Genomic DNA, 13,888 nt, shown 5'->3' with positions numbered 1-13,888 from the left:
ATCGGGCTCAGGCGTGCTGACTGCTGACGGACACGACCTCGCCGGTCATGTAAGAGGAGTAGGCGCTCGCGAGGAACACCATGACGTTGGCGACCTCCCACGGCTCGGCGCCGCGGCCGAAGGCCTCGCGGGCCTTGAGCTGCTCGAGGAGCTCGGGAGTCGTCACCTTCTCGAGGAACGGGTGCATCGCGAGGCTCGGCGAGACGGCGTTCACGCGGATGCCGTGAGCGGCGAGGTCCATCGCCGCCGACCGGGTGAGCGCCATGACGCCGGCCTTCGCCGCCGCGTAGTGCGCCTGGCCCTCCTGGGCACGCCAGCCGATCACCGAGGCGTTGTTGACGATGACCCCGGCGGTGCCGGAGGCGACCATGCGCTGCCCGACGGCACGGATGCAGCGGAAGGTTCCGGTGAGCGTCACGTCGAGCACCTTCGACCACTGGTCGTCGGTCATCTCCAGGATGGGCGTCGTACCGCCCAGGCCCGCGTTGTTGATCATGACGTCGATCGGGCCGCCCTGCTCGGCGAGGTCGAGCAGGCCCTGCACGTCGTCCTCGACGGTGACGTCGCACACCGAAGACCGCACGCGTTCGGCTCCGAACCGCTCGGCGAGCTCGCGCTCGGCGGCCTCCAGGCGCCCGGCGTGCGTGTCGCTGATGACGACGAGCGCCGCGCCCTCCTCGAGGCAGCGCACGGCGGCGGCCGAGCCGATGCCGGCGCCCGCGGCGGCCGTGATGACGATGCGACGGCCCTCGAGCAGGCCGTGGGGCGGGACGTACGCGGGTGCGGGAAGGCTCATGCGCGGGGCTCCTTGGGAAGGCCGAGCACGCGCTCGGCGATGACGTTGCGCTGGATCTCGTCGGATCCGCCGTAGATGGTGTCGGCGCGGCTGAAGAGGAACAGGGCCTGCAGTGCGTCGAGGTCGTAGGGCGCCGTGACCGTCAGGGCCGCGGGGCCGGCGGCATCCATCGCCAGCTCGCCGAGGCTGCGATGCCACTGCGACCACAGCAGCTTGGTGACGGATGCCTCGAACCCCTGCTCGCCGCCGAGCGTGCGCAGTGCGTGCAGGCGGATGACCTCCAGGCCCTGGTGCGCCTGCACGATGCGGTCGCGCAGCAGGGGGTCGGCGATCGTTCCGGTGCGGCGGGCGGTCTCGATGACGGCATTCAGCTCCCGCCGGAACGCGATCTGCTGCGCGAGCGTCGAGACGCCGCGCTCGAAGCCGAGGGTCGCCATCGCGACGCCCCAGCCGGCATCCACCTGGCCGACCACGAGGTCGGCGTCGGTGACGGCGTCGTCGAAGAACACCTCGTTGAACTCGCTCGTCGCCGTCAGCTGCACGATGGGCCGCACCTCGACGCCGGGCTGGTCCATCGGGACGAGGAGATACGACAGGCCGTCGTGCGGGCGGGCGCCGCTGCCGGTGCGGGCCACCACGAAGCACCAGTCGGCCTCCTGTGCGAGCGAGGTCCAGATCTTCTGCCCCGAGACCACCCAGTGGTCGCCGTCGAGCCGCGCCTTGGTGGCGACGCCGGCGAGGTCCGACCCGGCACCCGGCTCGGAGTACCCCTGGCACCACAGCTCTTCGACGGCGACGATCTTCGGCAGGAACCGCGCCTGCTGCTCGGGTGTGCCGAAAGCGATGAGGGTGGGACCGAGCAGCTCCTCCCCGAGGTGGTTCACGCGCGCCGGGGCGTCTGCCCGCGCGTACTCCTCGTGGAAGATCACCTGCTGCTCGATACTCAGGCCGCGCCCGCCGTGCTCGACGGGCCAGCCGACGCACGTCCAGCCGGCGGCGGCCATGTGCCGGTTCCACGCGAGACGCTCCTCGAACGCCTCGTGCTCACGTCCCGATCCGCCGCGGCCGCGCAGGTCCGCGAACTCGCCGGCGAGGTTCTCCTCGAGCCAGGCGCGGATCTCGGCGCGGAACTCCTCGTCCGCCTGCGAGTACGTCAGGTCCACGTCATCGTCTCCTCGCGTCCGCCGTTGTCAACGCTTGTCGTTCCCGTATAGTAGCAACAACCAAGCAATTGTTTGGTCAACTCGTCGTCATGGGCGACAGGGGAGTTCAGAGAGGAGCTCGCGATGACCGCGGATCCGGAAGAGGACGTCGTCACCTACGAGGTGCGCGGAGCCGTCGCGTTCGTGCGACTGAACCGCCCGCGCTACCGCAACGCGCAGAACTCCCGCGTCACCTACGCGCTGGACGCCGCCTTCACCGCCGCCGTCGACGACGACGACGTGAAGGTGATCGTGCTGGGCGGCAACGGCGACCACTTCTGCGCCGGCCACGATATCGGCACCCCCGGCCGCGACATCGACCAGAGCTTCGAGCGCAAGGCCGTCATCTGGTGGGACCACGTCGGCGCCTCCGGCGTCGACTCCCGCTTCGCCCGCGAGTCCGAGGTGTACCTCGGCATGTGCCGCCGCTGGCGCGAGATCCCCAAGCCCGTCATCGCGATGGTGCAGGGCGCGTGCATCGCCGGCGGCCTCATGCTCGCGTGGTCGTGCGACTTCATCGTCGCCGCCGACGACGCGTTCTTCCAGGACCCGGTGGTGCGCATGGGGATCCCGGGCGTCGAGTACTTCGCGCACCCGTGGGTGACCAACCCCCGCGCGGCGAAGGAGATGCTCTACACCGGGGACCGGATGCCGGCGCAGCGCGCCTACGAACTCGGCATGGTCAACCACGTCGTGCCCCGCGCCGAGCTCGAGGACCGCGTCGTCGAGCTCGCCGAGCGCATCGCGCAGATGCCGCGCCTCGGCCTCGCGCTGACCAAGAAGGCCGTCAACCAGGCCGAGGACCTGCAGGGCATGCGCGCCGGCATGGACTCGGTGTTCGGCCTGCACCACGCCGCCCACGCCCACAACGCCGAGGTCGGGGGCGACTCGCTCGGCGGTGTCGGCATCCGCACCATCAAGGACGCCGGAGGCGCCTCGTGAACCTCGACCTCACCCCCGAGCAGGAGGCCTTCGCCGCCGAGGCGCGCGCGTGGCTGGCCGCGCACGTCCCCGCTGAGGGCCTGCCCTCCATGGACACCGAGGAGGGCTTCGCCGCCCACCGCGCGTGGGAGGCCGAGCTCGCCGCAGGCCGCTGGTCGGTCGTGTCCTGGCCAGAACGGTACGGCGGACGGGACGCCGGCATCGTGGAATGGGTGCTGTTCGAGGAGGAGTACTACCGCGCCGGCGCGCCCACGCGCGTCGCGCAGAACGGCATCTCGCTGCTCGCCCCGATCCTGTTCGAGCACGGCACACCGGAGCAGCAGGACCGCTACCTGCCGGCGATGACCGACGGCTCGCTGGTGTGGGCGCAGGCGTGGTCGGAGCCCGGCGCCGGCAGCGACCTGGCCGCCATCCGCAGCACCGCCCGCCGCGACGACGCGCGCGGCGGCTGGGTGCTCAACGGGCAGAAGATCTGGAGCTCGCGTGCGGTGTGGGCCGATCGCGGCTTCGGCCTGTTCCGCAGCGACCCCGACGCGCAGCGCCACCGCGGACTCACCTACTTCCTCTTCCCGCTCGATGCGCCCGGCATCACCGTGCGCGCGATCGCGCAGCTCGACGGCGACACCGGCTTCGCGGAGATCTTCTTCGACGACGTGTTCGTCCCGGACGCCGACGTGCTCGGCGCCCCCGGAGACGGCTGGCGCGTGGCGATGAGCACCGCGGGGAACGAGCGCGGCTTGTCGCTGCGCTCCCCCGGCCGGTTCCTGGCCGCCGCCGACCGGCTCACCGGCCTGTTCGCGGAGCGACCCGACACCGACCCGGCCGCGCGCGACGCCGTCGTCGACGCCTGGATCGGCGCCGAGGCGTATCGTCTCTTCACCTGGCAGACGGTCTCGGGCCTCCTCGAGGGAAGGGATGTCGGAGCCGAGGGCAGCGTCAACAAGCTGTTCTGGTCGGAGCTCGACATCCACATCCAGGCGACAGGTCTGCGGCTGCTCGGCGCCGATGCCGAGCTGCGCGGCCCCGGTGCCGTGGACGACGGCCGGTGGGTCGACGACTACCTCTTCTCGCTGGCGGGCCCGATCTACGCCGGCACCAACGAGATCCAGCGCAACATCGTCGCGGAACGCCTCCTCGGGCTTCCGCGCGGCGGGAGGTCATGATGCGGTTCCTCGCAACCGAAGAGCAGCAGGCGTTCGCCGAAGCGATCGACGAGATCGTCGAGGGGCACGGCGGCACCGACATCCCCCGCGCCTGGGCCTCGGGCGACACCGCCCAGGGGCTCGCGCTGTGGAACCAGTTCGCCGAGCTGGGCCTGACCGGCCTGCGCATCGCGGAGGACGACGGCGGCCTGGGCGGATCGGTCGCCGATCTGGTCGTGGTCTTCGAACGCCTCGGCTATCACGCCGTGCCGGGACCGTACCTGGAGACCATCGCACTTCTCCCGCACCTCGTCGACGCCGAGGCCCGCGACGCTCTCACCGCCGGGGCGATCGCCACAGCGAGCGTCGAGGGCGTCGCTCCGGCCGCCCTCGACGCCGATGCGGCGTCCGTGCGGTACGCGATCGGCGACGGCGGATTCGCACCAGCCGAGGTCGCCCAGGAGCTCGCCTCGATCGCGCCGACACGCCGGATCGCCCGCCTCGCGGCCGGGACGCCGACCCCGCTCGACGCGGGCGCGCTGTCGGACGCGCTGGACGAGGCATCCCTCGCCGCCGCCGCGCAGCTGGTCGGCATCGCCTCGCGCCTCGTCGAGGACGCCGTGGCGTACGCGCTCATCCGCGAGCAGTTCGGCCGGCCGATCGGCGAGTTCCAGGCCGTCAAGCACGCCCTCGCCGACGCGCACGTCGGCGTGAGCTTCGCGCGTCCGCTCGTGCGCGCGGCCGCCGTCGGCTTCGACGGCCCCGACCGTGCCCGTGCGGTGTCAGCAGCCAAGGTCGCCGCCGGCGACGCCGCCGACCATGCCGCGCGCACGGCGCTGCAGGTGCACGGCGCGATCGGCTACACCGCCGAGCATCACCTGGGCCTGTGGCTGGGCCTCGTGCCGGCGCTGCGTGCCGCGTGGGGTACTCCCGCCTACCATCGTGCTCGCGTGGCACGCTCGATCCTGTCCGCCTGACCCGTCAGGGAGTCCGCATGTCGTCCGACCTCACCGAAGAGCAGGGCGAGCTCGTCTCGTTCCTGCGGAGCCTGCTGGCGCAGCGCTCCGACTCCGCCGCCGTGCGCGCCGCGATGGCGAGCGCCGACGGCTGGGACCGTGCGCTGTGGCGCGTGCTGTGCGAGGAGATCGGCGCGGCGTCGCTCGCGATCCCCGAGGAGTTCGGCGGCGCCGGATTCACCGCGGTCGAGACGCACCTCGTGCTCGAGGAGCTCGGCTACGCCCTCACGCCGTCGCCGTACCTCGCGTCGGTCGGCATCGCCGCGCCCGCACTCCTCGCCTCGGGCGCCGCCGAGGCCTGCGAGCGCGTGCTCCCCGGCATCGCCGACGGCTCCTCGATCGCGACGCTCGCGTGGGCCGACGCCGCCGGGAACTTCGACCCCGCCACGATGGCGGTGACCGCGCGGCAGCAGGACGGCTGGGTGCTCGACGGGGAGTCGCCGCTGGTGCTCGACGGCCTCGCGGCCGACGTCGTGCTCGCGATCGCGCAGACCCCGGAAGGCCCCGGATTGTTCCTGGTGGATGCCGCGGCATCCGTCGAACGCATCGCGACACCCGCGCTCGATCCGACCCTGCGCCTGGCCACGCTGCGCTTCGACGGCGCGACAGCCGAGCTGCTGGCCACCGATGCCGCCGTGTTCGAGGCGATCCGCACCGCGGCGCTCAGCGCGATCGCGGCACTGCAGACCGGGGCCGCTGCGCGCGGCCTCGACATGACCGTGACCTACGCGGGGCAGCGCCGGCAGTTCGGCCGGCTCATCGGCTCGTTCCAGGCCCTCAAGCACCGCATGGCCGACATGCACGTGCGGGTGGAGACGGCGCGCACGGCCTCCCGTGCGGCGGCCCGCGCGATCGCCGAGGACGCCCCGGAGGCCGCCGAGGCGGCGGCTCTGGCCAAATCGTGGTGCGGCGAGAGCCTCGACCTCGTCGCCGGCGAGACGATCCAGTTGCACGGCGGCATCGGCATCACGTGGGAGCACGACGCGCACCTGGTGTTCAAGCGGGCGCACGCGCTGCGGCAGCTCTTCGGCACTCCCGAGCAGCAGCGCGAGCGCCTCGCCATCGAGCTCGGGCTCGTTCCGCGGTAGCCGGAGGACTACCGCGGGTCCTCGCCCGACCCGCGCAGCTCATGCAGAGGTCGTGAGACGTCGCGTCCGGTCGAGACCCGTGCGCGATCCGGCTCGACGGCGGTGAGCGGCTCGACGCGACGCAGCGTCGCGAGGCTGCGCTGCGCGAGCTGCCGGTACACGTCGACCCCTCGCCGCTTCCACGCGCGCGTCTCGTCGTCGAGCTCCTTGACGACGCGCGCGGGACTGCCCAGCACGAGCGACCGGGGCGGCACGATCGTTCCCGCCGTGACCACCGCACCCGCACCCACGAGTGCGTCCTCGCCGATCTCGGCGCCGTCGAGCACGATCGCACCGATGCCGATGAGCGCGTACGAGCGCACCGTGCAGCCGTGGAGCACCGCCCCGTGGCCGACGTGGCTCGACGGCTCGATCACGGCATCCGCGCCGGGGTAGGCGTGCACCGTGCACGAGTCCTGCACGTTCGCCCCCTCCCCGACGACGATGCGGCCGAAGTCGCCGCGCAGGCTGGCGAACGGGCCGATGTAGCAGCCGGGCCCCACGATGACGTCGCCGATGAGCGACGCGCTCTCGTGCACGAACGCCGTGGGGTCGACCACCGGTACGACGCCGTCGATCTCGTAACTGGGCATGTCAGGCCGCCTGGCCGCCGTCGACGACGAACTCGTGACCGGTGCAGTAGCTCGACGCGTCGCTCGCGAGGAACGCGACGAGGTTCGACACCTCTTCGGGGCGCCCGGCGCGAGGGATCGGGATCGTCGCGATGAACCCCGTTCCCTGACGCGTCTCCTCGCTGATCATCGGGGTGTCCACGGCGCCCGGGCAGATCGTGTTGACCCGGATGCCGTGCACTCCGAGCTCGCGCGCGGCCGAGCGCGTCACCCCGCGCAGGCCCCACTTCGACGCGGCGTACGGCACACGGTCGGCGTAGCCCTGGAGCCCCGCCGTCGACGAGATGTTCACGATGGACCCGCCTGCGTCCTGCATGAGCGGCAGGACCGCCTGGATGCCGAGGATCGCGCCCACGAGGTTCACATCGATCGTGAGGCGGATGGTCGCCTCGGTCGTCTCGGCGAGGGGCGCGACCGGGCAGAACCCGGCGTTGTTCACCAGCACGTCGACCCGGCCGAAGGCCGCGGCTGCGGCATCCGCCACCGCCTGCCAGGTTGCCGCCGACGTGACGTCGTGGGCGACGCCGATGGCGTCGTCGCCGAACTCCGCCGCGAGCGCGGCGACGCCGTCGGCGTCGAGGTCGGTGAGCACGAGCCTCGCACCGAGGTCGTGCAGCAGGCGCGCGTGCGCACGGCCCTGGCCTCCGGCGGCGCCGGTGAGGAGCACGATGCGGTCGTCGAGGCGGACGAGGGGTGGGGTGTCGTTCACGGTTTTCCTTTCCGGGGCGCGTGGGCTAGCGTGCGACCAAGCGCTTGATCGAGGGGAGAAGCGGATGCCGCGACTGCACCACATGGGCATCACGGTGAGCGACCTGGACGCCGCCGTCGCGTTCTACCGCGACCTGGCGGGCGGCGACGTCGCCGGGCCGTACGAGAAGAGCGGACCCGCCGTCGACGCGGCGACCGGCTACCCCGGCGTCGTCGTGCGCCAGGCGTTCCTGACCTTCCCGGCCGGCGATGCCGTGCTCGAGCTCCTGGAGTACCGCGGCGGCTCCGGCGTGCGCATCGACCCGGACAACGGCAGCGTGGGCGCCGCGCACCCGGCGGTCGTGGTGGACGACCTCGACGAGACCCTGACGCGTCTCACGGCCCGCGGAACACGCGCGCTGTCTGCGCCCATGACCGCCACGGCGGGCCCGCTCGACGGGTTCCGGTACGTCTACGTGCTGGGGCCCGAAGACGTGCGCGTCGAACTGCTCGAACCGCCGCGCTGAACGGCGGCCGGACGCGGTCGTCACTTGCCGACCGCCGTCCATCCGCCGTCGACGGCGAGGCACTGGCCCGTCACGAACGTCGCGTCGCACAGCAGCGCGCAGATCGACCCCGCCATCTCGTCGGGGCGGGCGAGCCGGCCCAGCGGCATGCGCGCCTCGACCGGTGCGAGGTCGTAGCCGCCCGCAACGAGGTCCTGCACCATCGGGGTGAGCGTGTGACCCGGCGCCACCGCGTTGACCCGCACGGCGAGCGGCGCCCACTCGATCGCGAGGTTCTCCGCGAGCTGGCGCACGGCGGCCTTGGCCGGCCCGTAGTCGGCCTGGTTCGCCCAGCCGCGGTAGGCGGTGGTCGACGAGATCAGCACGAGGGAGCCGGGTGCGCCGTCGAGACGCCGCACCACGGCGCGACTCACGGCGAGCGCGGCGACGACGTGCACGTCGTACAGTCGCCGCATCGCGTCGAGGTCGAGCTCGAGCGCGGGCACGTAGGCGCCCCGCATGCCGTGGCACACCACGAGCTCGGTGATCGCGCCGGCGCGGGAGGCGGCATCCGCCACCGCCTGCTCGACCGCCGCCTCGTCGGCGAGGTCCACCTCGACGAAGGGCACGGCGGGGTCGGCGGGCGGCTGGAGGTCGAACACCGTCACGGCACGGCCACGCGCGCGCAACTCGTCGACGACGGCGGCGCCGATGCCGCTGGACCCGCCCGTCACGACCGCGTGGATGCCGCCTGGAATCATGCTCGTCCTCCTCGACGTCGCGTCATCGGCGGATGCCGCACCGCGTCGCTCGTCCGTCATGCTAGCCTGACTACCAAACAAGCGCTAGGTTCGCTACGACCGGCGTTCGCAGAGCTGCGAGAAGGAGCGAGGATGCCCGACAAGCTGACGAGTCTCGACGACGCCGTCGCGTACATCGAGAGCGGCATGACGATCGGCATCGGCGGGTGGGGCTCGCGTCGCAAGCCCATGGCCCTCGTCCGCGCGCTGCTGCGCTCGGACGTCACCGACCTCACGGTCGTCGCCTTCGGGGGCCCCGACGTCGGACTCCTGGCGCAGGCCGGCAAGATCCGCAAGCTCGTCTACGGCTTCGTCTCGCTCGACAGCATCCCGCTCGACCCGCTGTTCACCGCCGCCCGCGAACGCGGCGACCTCGCGATCGAGGAGTACGACGAGGGCATGTTCGTCGCTGGGCTGCGCGCCGCCGCCCAGCGCCTCGACTTCCTGCCGATCCGCGCGGGCCTCGGCTCCGACGTGATGCCGGCGAACCCGCAGCTGCGCACCGTCGCCTCCCCGTACTCCGACGACGTCTACGTCGCGATGAAGGCGCTGCCGCTGGACGTCGCCCTCGTCCACGTCAACCGAGCGGATGCGGCCGGCAACGCCCAGTTCCTCGGGCCGGACCCGTACTTCGACGACCTGTTCGCCATGGCCGCCGAGCGCACGTTTGTCTCGGCCGAGAAGGTCGTTGCGACCGACGCGCTGCTGGACGAAGGGAGCTTCCACACGCTCCTGTTCAGCCGCATGTACGTCTCCGGCGTCGTGGAAGCGCCCGGCGGCGCCCACTTCACCTCGTGCGAGCCCGACTACGACCGCGACGAGACGTTCCAGCGCCACTACGCCGCCGCTGCGAAGGACCCCGCCACCTGGAGCGAGTTCGCCGCGAACTTCCTCGGGACCGACGAAGCCGCCTACCACGAGGCCGTCGCGCGCTTCCACGCCGCGGCATCCGCCTCCTCGAAGGGAGTCTCATGACCGCCCCCGCCACGACCGCCGAGGTCTGCGTCGCGGCCTGCGCCGACACGTACCGCGACTCCGGCGAGGTGCTCGCGCACGCTGTGGGCACCATCCCCACCATCGGCGCCCGACTGGCCAAGCTCACCACGGCGCCCGACATCGTGCTCACCGACGGCGAGGCGTTCCTCATGAGCACGCCGCCGCCGCTGGGCCGCAGCGCCGCCGCGGGCGGGACGATCGAGGGCTGGGCGCCGTTCCGGCGGATCTTCGACATCCTCGCCACCGGGCGCCGCCAGAGCATGATGGGCGCCAGCCAGCTCGACCGCCACGGCAACCAGAACATCTCGCTCATCGGCGAGTGGGACCGCCCCAAGCGCCAGCTCATCGGCGTGCGCGGCGCGCCCGGCAACACCGCCAACCACCGCGTCGACTACTGGGTGCCGCGGCACAGCGCGCGGGTGTTCGTGGATGCCGTCGACATGGTCTCGGGTGTCGGGAACGACCGCGCCCGCGAGGCCGGCGCCGCTCTTCGCTTCCACCGGCTCGGCGTGGTCGTGACCAACCTCGCCGTGCTGGGCTACGACGACGAGGGGCGGATCACGGTGCTGTCGGTGCACCCCGGCGTCGATCCGCAGACCGTGGTCGAGAGCACCGGGTTCCCCGTCGACGTGACGAACGCGCCGGCCACGCGCGTTCCGGATGCCGAGGAGCTGCGGCTCATCCGCGAGGTCATCGATCCGCGCGGGCTGCGCTCGCGTGAGGTCCCCGACTGACCCGAAGGCCGGCCGGGAGGCCGCCGCGGCGGCCGCACCCCCTATTCAGCGAGGAGACCGTGGTGGAGCAGGTCGAGGTAGTTGCGGCTCACGCTCGCCGCCGTGTGGCGCCCGCCCGGGCGGAACCAGCGCACCGTCGACCACACCGAGTCGCGGATGAAGCGGTACGTCACGCCCGCGTCGATCGAGTCGCGGAACGTGCCGCTGCGCTGACCCGCCAGGATCTGGCCCAGCCAGATCTCCTCGATGCGCGCCGACTCCTGCGCGATGAACTCGAAGCCGGGCTGGGTCGCCAGGAACGCCGACTCGTTCTGGTACAGCCCGACCGCGTCGGGCTGGCGCTCGATGGTCAGGAACGCGTGCTCGATGAGCCGGTCCAGGATGTCGCGCGCACTGCCCTCGCCGGCGGCGATGCTCTCGAACTCGGCCAGCAGCCCGTCCATGAAGCTGCGCAGGATCTCCTCGAGGATCGCCTCCTTCGAGGAGAAGTGGTGGTACAGGCTCCCGGAGAGGATGCCGGCCTCGTCGGCGATGTCGCGGACGGTGGTGGCCGAGTAGCCTCGGCTCGCGATGAGACGCGCCGCGATCGCAAGGATCTGGTCGCGCCGCTCGGAACTCTGGTCCGGTCGCGACGTCCTGGTGCCGATCGTCATGCGGTGCTCCTTCACAGCTGCTTGCACAAGCGTTTGTTCAAGTCTGCCTCATCCGCCAGCAGTAGCACAGACTTAGCACAGGTAACACGCCGAAATGCGAAAGGACGGCCATGACCGCCATCTCCGCCGCCGATACCGTACCCGCTCTGCTCGCCGAAATGGCAGAGCTGGGCGATCACCCCGCGATCGTCGACGGTGATGTCACGATCTCGTACCGCGGTCTGCGGGACCGCGTGCGCCAGGTCGCGCGCGCCTACCTCGCCGCGGGCGTGCGCCGCGGCGACCGCGTCGCGGTGTGGGCGCCCAACCGGGCGGGGTTCATCCTCGCGATGCTCGGCGCCCAGTACATCGGCGCACCCGTCGTCCCCTTGAACACCCGCTTCACCGGACACGAGGCCGCCGTCATCCTCTCCCGCTCCCGCGCCTCGGTGCTCGCCGTCGCTGAGGGGTTCCTCGGCAAGTCGTTCGCGACGATGCTGCGCACCGCCGCCGCCGAGGCCGCGGCCGACGGCGGCCGCGTCGTCCCGGGGCTGCCCGCGCTCGAGGTGGTCGTGGGGCTCGACGACGCCCCGCCGCTGGACGGCGCACTGTCGTGGGACGACTTCCTCGCCCGCGGCGAGGGCGTCGACGATGCGACCGTGGATGCCGCAGCAGCGGCCGTCACCCGCGACGACGTGATGGACATCCTGTTCACGTCGGGCACGACCGGCATCCCCAAGGGCGTGATGAGCGCACACCGCCAGTCCCTCGCCGTCGCCCGCGCGTGGGCCCAAGGGGCCGAGCTCACCCCCGACGACCGCTACGCCGTGGTCAACCCGTTCTTCCACGGCTTCGGCTACAAGGCGGGCATGATCACCTCGCTCATGGCGGGCACGACCATCTACCCGGTCGCGGTCTTCGACCCCGACGCCTTGCTGGAGATGATCCAGCGCGAGCGCATCACGGTGCTGCCGGGCGTCCCCACGATCTTCACGACGCTCATCGACCACCCGCGACTGCGCGAGTACGACCTGTCGTCGCTGCGCTTCGCGATCGCCGGCGCCACGGCGGCCCCGGCCACGCTCTTCCGCGACATGGTGCAGCTGCTCGGGTTCCAGACGGTCGCGCAGGCGTACGGCCTCACCGAGTGCGTCGTGGCGACGATGTCGCGCACCGGCGAGTCGCTCGAGCACGCGCAGCAGACGACCGGCCCCGGCGTGCTGGGCGTCGAGATCCGGGTCGTCGATCCCGACGGCGCCGACGTCGCGGTCGGCGTCGACGGCGAGATCCTGCTGCGCGGCGACAACGTGATGCTCGGCTACTTCGAGGACGAGGAGGCCACCCGCGCCGTCGTCGACGGCGAAGGCTGGTTCCACACCGGCGACATCGGCCGGCTCGACGAGCACGGCTGCCTCAAGATCACCGATCGCCTTAAGGACATGTTCATCGTCGGCGGCTTCAACGTGTACCCGGCCGAGGTCGAGAACGTGCTGCGGCAGCATCCGGCCGTCAACGAGTCCGCCGTCATCGGCGTCGACGACGCCCGCATGGGATCGGTCGGCCGCGCCTACGTGGCGCTGCTGCACGACGCCGAGCACCGCCCCGACGCCGCCGAGCTCGAGGCGTTCTGCCGCGAGCGCCTGGCGGGCTTCAAGGTGCCGCACGACTTCGTGTTCGTCGAGGACTTCCCCCGCAACGCCACGGGCAAGATCCTCAAGTCCGAGCTGCGCGATCAGGCCGTCGCGACGGCCTGATCCACCGAGCGCGTCGGCCCGGGTCCCCACCGCGGGGATGCCGGGCCGGCGGCGTGCGCGGTCAGACCCAGGTGGGGCGCGGCGAGCGGGCGAGCCCGACGGGAGCGACGCCGGGCGCGAGCACGCCGTCGATCGCGTCGGCGACGGCCGCGGCATCCCACTCCTCACGGCTCGTGACGTGCGTGAGCTGCGGCGGAGCCATGAGGCCGAGCCTGCGGCCGTCGAACCGCAGCACCTGACCGGTCAGGCGGCGCGACCGCGGGCCCAGCAGGTACACGACCGCGGGCGCGATGAGCGCGGCATCGGGGCCCCGGCGGGCCTCGTCGGTGCCCATCAGGTCCGACATCGCGGTGTGGGCGAGCGGGGCGATCGCATTGCAGCGGATGCCGAGACCCTCGCCCTCCAGCGCCCAGCCGTAGGTCAGCCCCAACACCGCGGCCTTGGTGGCGCCGTACAGCGTGAGGTCGTCCGCGCCCTGGAGCGCCCCCGATGCCACGTTGACGATGCTCCCGCCGTGGCCCGCGTCGCGCATCGCGCGCATCGCCGCCGTTCCGCCGTGGACGACGCCGGCGACGTTCACCGCCAGCATCCGTTCCACCACCTCCGGCGACTGCTCCGGCGACGCACCTGGGGCGATGAGCCCCGCGTTGTTGACGATGCCGTCCAGGCGGCCGAAGGCGGCGACTGCGGCATCCACGAGCCGCCCGCCGGTCTCGGCGAGCGAGACGTCGGCCTCGAGCGCGATCGCCCGGCCACCGGCGTCGCCGATCTCGCGAGCGACACCGGACACCCGTTCACCGTCGACGTCGCCGCAGACGACGGCGGCGCCGGCGGCGGCAGCGGCCAGGGCGTATGCCCGCCCGAGGCCGGCGCCGGCGCCCGTCACGACGACCGAGAGCCCTGCGAGCTCGCGCGTCATGGC

At 72.3% G+C, this 13,888-nt stretch carries 15 protein-coding genes; 8 read left to right on the top strand and 7 right to left on the bottom strand.

The features are described 5' to 3' along the window. Positions 1–7 precede the first annotated feature (7 nt). Entirely contained in the window at positions 8–796 is a 789-nt protein-coding gene (locus tag AC1DDU_RS08895) for an SDR family oxidoreductase (RefSeq protein ID WP_477433138.1), read from the bottom strand. Then, positions 793–1,959, bottom strand: coding sequence for an acyl-CoA dehydrogenase family protein (locus tag AC1DDU_RS08890; protein WP_477433136.1), 1,167 nt, complete (start codon positions 1,957–1,959; stop codon positions 793–795). The genes AC1DDU_RS08895 and AC1DDU_RS08890 overlap by 4 nt, the downstream gene beginning before the upstream one ends. Positions 1,960–2,082: 123 nt before the next feature. On the opposite strand from AC1DDU_RS08890, the gene AC1DDU_RS08885 reads away from it, so the two are divergent. From AC1DDU_RS08885 to AC1DDU_RS08870, 4 genes are read left to right on the top strand one after another with little or no spacing between them, the layout of a single operon-like run. Next, on the top strand, positions 2,083–2,940 hold the full coding sequence (locus AC1DDU_RS08885; RefSeq protein ID WP_477433134.1) for an enoyl-CoA hydratase: 858 nt from the start codon (positions 2,083–2,085) through the stop codon (positions 2,938–2,940). Then, on the top strand, positions 2,937–4,103 hold the full coding sequence (locus AC1DDU_RS08880; RefSeq protein ID WP_477433132.1) for an acyl-CoA dehydrogenase family protein: 1,167 nt from the start codon (positions 2,937–2,939) through the stop codon (positions 4,101–4,103). Before AC1DDU_RS08885 ends, AC1DDU_RS08880 begins: the two co-directional genes overlap by 4 nt. Then, complete coding sequence (locus AC1DDU_RS08875; RefSeq protein WP_477433130.1) at positions 4,103–5,059, top strand: acyl-CoA dehydrogenase family protein; 957 nt, start codon at positions 4,103–4,105, stop codon at positions 5,057–5,059. Before AC1DDU_RS08880 ends, AC1DDU_RS08875 begins: the two co-directional genes overlap by 1 nt. A gap of 17 nt (positions 5,060–5,076) precedes the next feature. Further along, positions 5,077–6,186 carry an acyl-CoA dehydrogenase family protein gene (locus tag AC1DDU_RS08870; RefSeq protein ID WP_477433128.1) on the top strand — a complete coding sequence of 370 codons (1,110 nt, stop codon included), beginning with the start codon at positions 5,077–5,079 and terminating at the stop codon, positions 6,184–6,186. Between the two features lie 8 nt (positions 6,187–6,194). Here AC1DDU_RS08870 and AC1DDU_RS08865 read toward each other — a convergent pair whose 3' ends face one another. Continuing rightward, positions 6,195–6,818 carry a gamma carbonic anhydrase family protein gene (locus AC1DDU_RS08865; RefSeq protein WP_477433126.1) on the bottom strand — a complete coding sequence of 208 codons (624 nt, stop codon included), beginning with the start codon at positions 6,816–6,818 and terminating at the stop codon, positions 6,195–6,197. A 1-nt stretch (position 6,819) separates the two neighbouring features. Continuing rightward, entirely contained in the window at positions 6,820–7,566 is a 747-nt protein-coding gene (locus AC1DDU_RS08860) for an SDR family NAD(P)-dependent oxidoreductase (RefSeq protein ID WP_477433124.1), read from the bottom strand. A 64-nt stretch (positions 7,567–7,630) separates the two neighbouring features. Here AC1DDU_RS08860 and AC1DDU_RS08855 point away from each other — a divergent pair, with 64 nt between their 5' ends. After that, positions 7,631–8,071: a VOC family protein gene (locus AC1DDU_RS08855; protein WP_477433122.1), complete on the top strand. Its 441-nt coding sequence runs from the start codon at positions 7,631–7,633 to the stop codon at positions 8,069–8,071. A gap of 20 nt (positions 8,072–8,091) precedes the next feature. Here the strand turns inward: AC1DDU_RS08855 and AC1DDU_RS08850 are convergent, their stop codons facing one another. Then, positions 8,092–8,871, bottom strand: coding sequence for an SDR family NAD(P)-dependent oxidoreductase (locus AC1DDU_RS08850; RefSeq protein ID WP_477433120.1), 780 nt, complete (start codon positions 8,869–8,871; stop codon positions 8,092–8,094). A gap of 72 nt (positions 8,872–8,943) precedes the next feature. Between AC1DDU_RS08850 and AC1DDU_RS08845 the strand changes: the two genes are divergently transcribed. Both AC1DDU_RS08845 and AC1DDU_RS08840 read left to right on the top strand, forming a co-directional pair. Then, entirely contained in the window at positions 8,944–9,825 is an 882-nt protein-coding gene (locus AC1DDU_RS08845; RefSeq protein ID WP_477433118.1) for a CoA transferase subunit A, read from the top strand. After that, complete coding sequence (locus AC1DDU_RS08840; protein ID WP_477433116.1) at positions 9,822–10,580, top strand: CoA-transferase subunit beta; 759 nt, start codon at positions 9,822–9,824, stop codon at positions 10,578–10,580. The genes AC1DDU_RS08845 and AC1DDU_RS08840 overlap by 4 nt, the downstream gene beginning before the upstream one ends. Before the next feature lie 41 nt (positions 10,581–10,621). On the opposite strand, the gene AC1DDU_RS08835 is transcribed toward AC1DDU_RS08840, so the two are convergent. Further along, entirely contained in the window at positions 10,622–11,233 is a 612-nt protein-coding gene (locus AC1DDU_RS08835) for a TetR/AcrR family transcriptional regulator (protein WP_477433114.1), read from the bottom strand. A 110-nt stretch (positions 11,234–11,343) separates the two neighbouring features. Here AC1DDU_RS08835 and AC1DDU_RS08830 point away from each other — a divergent pair, with 110 nt between their 5' ends. After that, positions 11,344–12,966, top strand: a complete 1,623-nt coding sequence (locus AC1DDU_RS08830; protein WP_477433112.1) for an AMP-binding protein — start codon at positions 11,344–11,346, stop codon at positions 12,964–12,966. A 61-nt stretch (positions 12,967–13,027) separates the two neighbouring features. On the opposite strand, the gene AC1DDU_RS08825 is transcribed toward AC1DDU_RS08830, so the two are convergent. Further along, positions 13,028–13,885, bottom strand: coding sequence for an SDR family NAD(P)-dependent oxidoreductase (locus AC1DDU_RS08825; RefSeq protein WP_477433110.1), 858 nt, complete (start codon positions 13,883–13,885; stop codon positions 13,028–13,030). Positions 13,886–13,888: the final 3 nt, after the last annotated feature.

This window comes from Microbacterium sp. 05T445, assembly GCF_056395865.1.
This window is presented reverse-complemented; position numbering and strand designations above follow the sequence as displayed.

What these genes read in the sequence shown, in the direction of transcription:
- AC1DDU_RS08895 (WP_477433138.1), bottom strand. Translation starts at nt 796, where the DNA reads ATGAGCCTTCCCGCACCCGCGTACGTCCCGCCCCACGGCCTGCTCGAG.
- AC1DDU_RS08885 (WP_477433134.1), top strand. Translation starts at nt 2,083, where the DNA reads ATGACCGCGGATCCGGAAGAGGACGTCGTCACCTACGAGGTGCGCGGA.
- AC1DDU_RS08875 (WP_477433130.1), top strand. Translation starts at nt 4,103, where the DNA reads ATGCGGTTCCTCGCAACCGAAGAGCAGCAGGCGTTCGCCGAAGCGATC.
- AC1DDU_RS08870 (WP_477433128.1), top strand. Translation starts at nt 5,077, where the DNA reads ATGTCGTCCGACCTCACCGAAGAGCAGGGCGAGCTCGTCTCGTTCCTG.
- AC1DDU_RS08865 (WP_477433126.1), bottom strand. Translation starts at nt 6,818, where the DNA reads ATGCCCAGTTACGAGATCGACGGCGTCGTACCGGTGGTCGACCCCACG.
- AC1DDU_RS08855 (WP_477433122.1), top strand. Translation starts at nt 7,631, where the DNA reads ATGCCGCGACTGCACCACATGGGCATCACGGTGAGCGACCTGGACGCC.
- AC1DDU_RS08850 (WP_477433120.1), bottom strand. Translation starts at nt 8,871, where the DNA reads ATGACGGACGAGCGACGCGGTGCGGCATCCGCCGATGACGCGACGTCG.
- AC1DDU_RS08845 (WP_477433118.1), top strand. Translation starts at nt 8,944, where the DNA reads ATGCCCGACAAGCTGACGAGTCTCGACGACGCCGTCGCGTACATCGAG.
- AC1DDU_RS08840 (WP_477433116.1), top strand. Translation starts at nt 9,822, where the DNA reads ATGACCGCCCCCGCCACGACCGCCGAGGTCTGCGTCGCGGCCTGCGCC.
- AC1DDU_RS08835 (WP_477433114.1), bottom strand. Translation starts at nt 11,233, where the DNA reads ATGACGATCGGCACCAGGACGTCGCGACCGGACCAGAGTTCCGAGCGG.
- AC1DDU_RS08830 (WP_477433112.1), top strand. Translation starts at nt 11,344, where the DNA reads ATGACCGCCATCTCCGCCGCCGATACCGTACCCGCTCTGCTCGCCGAA.
- AC1DDU_RS08825 (WP_477433110.1), bottom strand. Translation starts at nt 13,885, where the DNA reads ATGACGCGCGAGCTCGCAGGGCTCTCGGTCGTCGTGACGGGCGCCGGC.